General features: G+C 60.5%; 6 protein-coding genes. 1 reads left to right on the forward strand and 5 read right to left on the reverse strand.

The window, feature by feature from the left end:
* A partial coding sequence (fliF, locus tag AC04MI_RS23115; RefSeq protein ID WP_476498808.1) for a flagellar basal-body MS-ring/collar protein FliF occupies positions 1 to 1,003 on the reverse strand: 1,003 nt, incomplete at its 3' end.
* Between the two features lie 175 nt (positions 1,004 to 1,178).
* Here fliF and fliE point away from each other — a divergent pair.
* Positions 1,179 to 1,490: a flagellar hook-basal body complex protein FliE gene (fliE, locus tag AC04MI_RS23120; RefSeq protein ID WP_056065729.1), complete on the forward strand. Its 312-nt coding sequence runs from the start codon at positions 1,179 to 1,181 to the stop codon at positions 1,488 to 1,490.
* Positions 1,491 to 1,820: 330 nt separating this feature from the next.
* Here fliE and AC04MI_RS23125 read toward each other — a convergent pair whose 3' ends face one another.
* From AC04MI_RS23125 to AC04MI_RS23140, 4 genes are all read right to left on the reverse strand, one after another.
* Complete coding sequence (locus AC04MI_RS23125; RefSeq protein WP_007860919.1) at positions 1,821 to 2,120, reverse strand: flagellar protein FliT; 300 nt, start codon at positions 2,118 to 2,120, stop codon at positions 1,821 to 1,823.
* Positions 2,121 to 2,122: 2 nt separating this feature from the next.
* Positions 2,123 to 2,572, reverse strand: coding sequence for a flagellar export chaperone FliS (gene fliS, locus AC04MI_RS23130; protein ID WP_056065726.1), 450 nt, complete (start codon positions 2,570 to 2,572; stop codon positions 2,123 to 2,125).
* Between the two features lie 69 nt (positions 2,573 to 2,641).
* A complete protein-coding gene (gene fliD / locus AC04MI_RS23135; RefSeq protein ID WP_436076977.1) occupies positions 2,642 to 4,075 on the reverse strand; it encodes a flagellar filament capping protein FliD in 1,434 nt (477 codons plus the stop codon).
* A gap of 201 nt (positions 4,076 to 4,276) precedes the next feature.
* Positions 4,277 to 5,496, reverse strand: a 1,220-nt coding sequence (locus tag AC04MI_RS23140; protein ID WP_476498809.1) for a flagellin, incomplete at its 5' end; no start/stop codon positions are given.

The following is a 5,496-nucleotide window of genomic DNA, read 5'->3' on the forward strand; positions in this document are numbered from 1 at the left end:
CTGCAGACGGAGCGGGAGGCTGGTTGGCAACCGCACCGGGCACACCCGTGGCGGTCTTCGTCGCGCTGCCCCGGCTTTCCAGCACCTGCTGGCTGCGTACGGCGCTGGAGTCTGGCGTCTGGTTGGGGCGGAATTGCTCGGACGTGGACTCGGTCTGGGAGAAGTCCACCTCAGCCGTCACCTGTGCCTTGACGTTGTCACGGCCGACCACGGGCTCCAGAATGTCCATGATGCGGCGCGAATACTGCTGCTCCAGCTGCTGCACATACAAGAGCTGCTGGGCATTGATTTCAGCACCGGCCGTGCTGTCGGGCGATTGGGACAGCAGCTTGCCCGTGTCATCCAGCACACTCACGGCCGACGGCGCCAGTTCCGGCACGCTGGAAGCCACCAGATGCACGATGCCCGCGAGTTGGGCACGATCCAGAATGCGGCCGGGGTGCAGGCTCACCAGTACCGAGGCCGACGGCTTTTGCTGCTCACGGAAAAATCCGTTCTGGTTGGGCAAGGCCAGGTGCACACGGGCACTTTGCACGGACGACAAGGCTTGAATGGACCGGGTGAGCTCCCCCTCCAGCCCGCGCTGGAAGTTCAGGCGCTCCTGAAACTGCGTCATCCCGAATTTGTTGGACTCCATCAGCTCAAAACCTGCGACGGAGCCCTTGGGCAGGCCCTGAGTGGCCAGTCGCAGACGCACGTCATGCACGCGCTCCGCTGGAATCAGGATGGCGCCGCCACCCTCGGAATACTTGTAGGGCACATTCATTTGGGAGAGCTGTGCCACCACGGCTCCGCCATCCTTGTCGCCCAGATTGGAAAACAGTACCCGGTAGTCGGGTTGGCGCCCCATCACGACGGCCGCAACGGCAGCAGCCACCAGCAGCGCCACGCCCGCACCCAGCCGCATGCGCTGCGCCCGGTCGAGGGCGGACAGCCGCTGCAGCCAGTTGGGACTGGCCGGCGTCGGGAGCGGATTGAGAGGGACTTCAGCAACAGCAGACATCTTGCTTTCCATTAAAGCAGGCCCTGCAACAGACCTAGCGTGGGGTCGATTATTCGGTCACGCCCCCAAAATGTTCGCTGGATAAGCCGTCCGTTTGGCCATCTATTCAGAGCGATGCATCCTGGGCCGGTAGCTAGGATACGCAGCATACCGCCATTCCCCTACGGATACCGCCATGGACCTTCGCATCTCCAGCTCAACCGCCCCGCTGACGGGCGCTGGCGTCGCGCGCCGTGCTGCAGCGCCGCAAACCACGGGCAATGAAGTCGGCTTCTCCGGCGCGCTCAAGGGCGCATTGCAGTCAGTGAGTGCCGCGCAGAACAAATCTTCCGAGATGCAAAAGGAGGTGCAAATGGAAAACCCCTCCGTGAGTCTGGAAGAGACCATGGTGGCTATCCAGAAGGCGCAAATCGGCTTTCAAGCCACACTGCACGTGCGCAATCGCATGGTGCAGGCGTACACCGACATCATGAACATGCAGGTGTGAGCTGCTGGCGAGTATGAAGGCCCCGTTCTCAACGGGGCAGCCGTGTGGCACTGCGCTGTGCCAACACAAGAAACTATATTTTTGATAGCAGCAAAGACATGCTGCACTAGCGCCTCAGGCACATTTAGTGCATTTTTTGACCCAGAGGCGCTTGGCGGTCGAAGTAGCGACAGGTTCAGTACCGCGCACTTTGGCACCCCACTGGACGGCACCGCCCATCGCCGCAGTGCTCCGCCAATCCGGCCATCCCAGCCCTAACAAGCAACCACATTTGATCGCTAGGTCACTGCCGCACACAGCAGCAGCCCGGGAGCGTTGCGCTGCCCGCACTCAGTGCATCATCTGGGGCTGCCCCTCGAACAGATGCTCGAACTGCGCAAGCCAGGGCTCTGCCAGGCAGCGGATCTGCGCATCGTTGCGCAGGATGCGCTGCATGATGCGGGTCTTTTCACGGCGGTGCTCAGGCAGCAATTCGTGCTCTTGCGACTTGAAGCGCAGTTGCTCGATCAGTACTGCACAGGCGCCTTCATAGCGCACCACACCATCCCAGTCCTTGAGCTTGGCAGCCTCCAGCATCTTGGCGCTGCTGTCTTCAATCGCCTTGTAATAGTCAATCAGCATGTGGGACATGGTCAGGCCTCCACCAGCACGGGCTGGCCCGAGGCGGGCGTTTCGGAAGCACCGGCACCCGATTTCTTGATTTCATTCCACCCGGTTGCCACGGGCTCGATCAGGCGCATGACTTCTTGCATCATGGCGTCGTCGTTACGGGCATTGGCCAGCGTAAGGCGATGGATGCAGTAGTCATAAAGCGCACCCAGGTTCTCCGCCAGTTCACCGCCATCCACCTTGTCGAGCGAGGTGCTCAACCCCTCTTCCAGAATTCGGATGGCCTTGGAAATGGCATTGACCTTGCCGAGCACATCACCGCGCGCCATGGCGCCGCGTGCAGTGGCAATGGAGTTAAGAACACCTTCATACAGCAGGCTGACCAGCTGGTGCTGGTCGATCGTGTGCATGCTGGTCTCTACGTTGATGCGCTGGTAAGCGTTGGCTGCACGGGGGCTGTAGGCGCTGAACATGCTGACAATCCTTCCGAGGTATTACTTAAGTTATCGGCGTGCGCCAAGAAAACTGAAGCCTCTGTTTATTCACCCCGTCGATTTATTCCAGGCCGCCACCTGCTGCGAGATATAGGCGTTCAGGCCATTCAGGCTGCTCAACTGGCTATCCAGCGCGTTATAGCGCCGCGTGATGCGTTTTTCAAATGCGTCAACCTTTTCGTTCACGCGTGTTTGGTCCTGAGAATTGCGCTTGAGACTCAGCTGCAGGGTGTCATCCTTGGATTTGAAGAAACCATCGTTGGCCAGCAGATTGGTGGTCAGCGCCTTCACTTGCACCGCAATGCCATCGGCCGATCCGCCTCCGGTGTTGCGGAACAGGTTCTTCACGTCGTCAGGCTTCTCAGCCAGGGCCTTGTTCAGCTTGGTGGAGTCCACGGCCAGATTCCCGCCCAGCTGCTGCGTGATGCCGACATCTGCCAGACGCTGGAAGGCCCCGCCACCCGTCGAGATCGACTGGATCGCGTTGCGCAGAGAGTTCTGCAGTGCCACAGCGGTCGAATCCCCTTGCAAAAGCCCCGCCGAACGGGTCTTTGCGTCGTATTTGGTCGCATCTTGGAGCAACTCGTTGATGGCGTTATAGGCCTTCACGAATCCATCAATGTTGGACTGGATGGCAGAGTTGTCCTTGCTCACGGTGATATCAATGGGAGCCGTCGTCACTTGCTCGGCCTTGAAAGTTACACCCGAAATCGTGGACGCAAACGTATTAGTGGCCGAAGACACCGCGATCCCGTTGACCGTGGCCTTGGCATTGGCGGCAGCCTGTGTGACCGTGGCGCCATTAACGAGGCGGGACAAACCCGTGGCATCGGTGTTGCCGGCACTCTGGGGATCCGTATCACCACCTTCCATCACGCTCAGTCGAAATCCGAATTCCTCACCAGTGCTCTTGCTGCGCAGCAGCAAACGCTCGCCCGAAGCGTCGCTGAGAATCGACGCAGTGACCCCTGCATTGGCGCCATTGATCTTGCTGGCCACATCCGACAGTTTGTCGCTGGCGCTGATGCTGATGTCCACGGGCTGGCCACTGCCTGGCGTGAACGATGCGGGCGCCACACTCCACTTGCCCAATTCAAGGCGCAGCGTACCCGCCCCGAGCGCACCACCTACGGGCAGCAAAGCGGCCGACGCTGTGGCCTGTGCCTTGGCAAGGCTTTGGACTTCCACACTGAACGTTGTGGGCAGCGTGCCCCCAACGGCAGTGGCGGAAACATATTTGGAGTCGGATGACGTGGTGGCCACACCATTCCACCCGGTCACGCTGGTCAGCTTGCCAGCAGCGTCCTGTAGCGTGGAGACCAGCGACTTGATCTGCCCAAAGGCGGAAATCTTGGTATTGACCGTGGCCGCTTGCAGCTTGAGCGTGTCCAGGGGCTTTTTTTCCAGGGCGACGAGCTGGGAGATGATGTTTTTGACATCAAGTCCATTCGTGCCGACACCTGGGGATGAAATGGTTGCCATACAAACCTCCTGAACTGGTCCAACGGAAATTATGGCGCCGAACGGCGATCAAGAAYGTCCGTAAACACGCCAGGAAACCCGTCTTATCCAGCGGTCCTGGCACCCGCTGTCCCAAAAAGCCAAAGGGCGGCGACAGAAATCTGCCGCCGCCTGGGCCACTTCAGGGCGCTGCAACGCCCTGACTGCCATGCCCTCTGCCTATTAACGCAGCAGGGCCAACACACCTTGCGGCAGCTGGTTGGCCTGAGCCACCATCGCCGTACCGGCCTGTTGCAGGATCTGAGCGCGCGACAGGTTGGCGGTTTCTGCGGCAAAGTCGGCGTCCAGGATACGCGAACGCGAGGAGGACAGGTTTTCCGACGTCACTTGCAGGTTGCTGATCGACGTTTCAAAGCGCGACTGCAGGGCACCGAGCTTGGCACGCTCGCCGTTGATGAAGGCCAGGGCAGAGTCCACGGTCTTGAGCGCATTGGTCGCGTTGCTGAACGTGGTCACGTCCAGGTTGGCCACAGCCTGCAATGCAGAGCCACCGTCATCCAGTTGGGTCGCACTAGTAGAGTCCACAGCGAACGACTTTTCCGAATCCAGGACGATGTAGCCGCCCGTATTCACCATTTCTGCGGCAGAGTTGGCAGTCAGGGTCTGGGCCGTACCGTTGCTGGCACCAGCTGCATCGTAGCCGGTGACGGTCACATTGGCAGCATTGGCATTGGCTGTGTCACCCACCACGATGTCGTTGCCGGTAGCGTTGGTCAGAATCACTTGCGTGCCGTCCGAGCTCAGAGCAGCGTTGATGCCGGTCTTGGCAGCCTGGTCGTTGATGGCGGACACTGCAGCCGACAGGCGGTCGGTGCCAGTGGCAGAGGTCAGCGTGAACGACACCGTGACGGCGGCAGCAGACCCAACATTGTCGCCCTGCAAGGTCAGCGAATAGGAACCAGCCGAGGCCATGCCACCCAAACGCACTTCGGTGCGGGCAGTGGCAGTCACACCGGTGGTGGCCTTCATACCATTGATCTGATCGGCTGTTGCCTTGGCCGTCGCGTTCGACCCTGCCGCAATGCTATTAGTACCCAGGTAGCCGCTGATGGCAATGGTGCCAGCAGCTACGCCGTTGGAAGTCGCGCCCGCTGCCACGGTGGCCTGAGCACCGATGCCCGAGCCGTTCGATGCCACGTTTTGGTTGTTGCCGTACACCGTGGTGCGCAGATTGCCCGTTGCCGCCACGATGGTCTGGTTGGCGTTGGCGCCCACCTGGAACTGTTGCGTACCAAAGGTGCCGTCCAGCAGCTTCTGACCGTTGAAYTCGGTGGTTTGCGAAATGCGGTCCAGCTCAGACACCAGCTGGCCGACTTCCTGYTGCAGGGCCTGACGGTCGCCGGCGCTGTTGGAAGCGTTGGCCGATTGCACGGCCAGTTCGC

This window comes from Acidovorax sp. LjRoot204 (genome assembly GCF_056175785.1).

Coding starts and splice junctions, on each gene's coding strand:
- fliE (WP_056065729.1), top strand. CDS start 1,179: ATGGACCTTCGCATCTCCAGCTCAACCGCCCCGCTGACGGGCGCTGGC.
- AC04MI_RS23125 (WP_007860919.1), bottom strand. CDS start 2,120: ATGTCCCACATGCTGATTGACTATTACAAGGCGATTGAAGACAGCAGC.
- fliS (WP_056065726.1), bottom strand. CDS start 2,572: ATGTTCAGCGCCTACAGCCCCCGTGCAGCCAACGCTTACCAGCGCATC.
- fliD (WP_436076977.1), bottom strand. CDS start 4,075: ATGGCAACCATTTCATCCCCAGGTGTCGGCACGAATGGACTTGATGTC.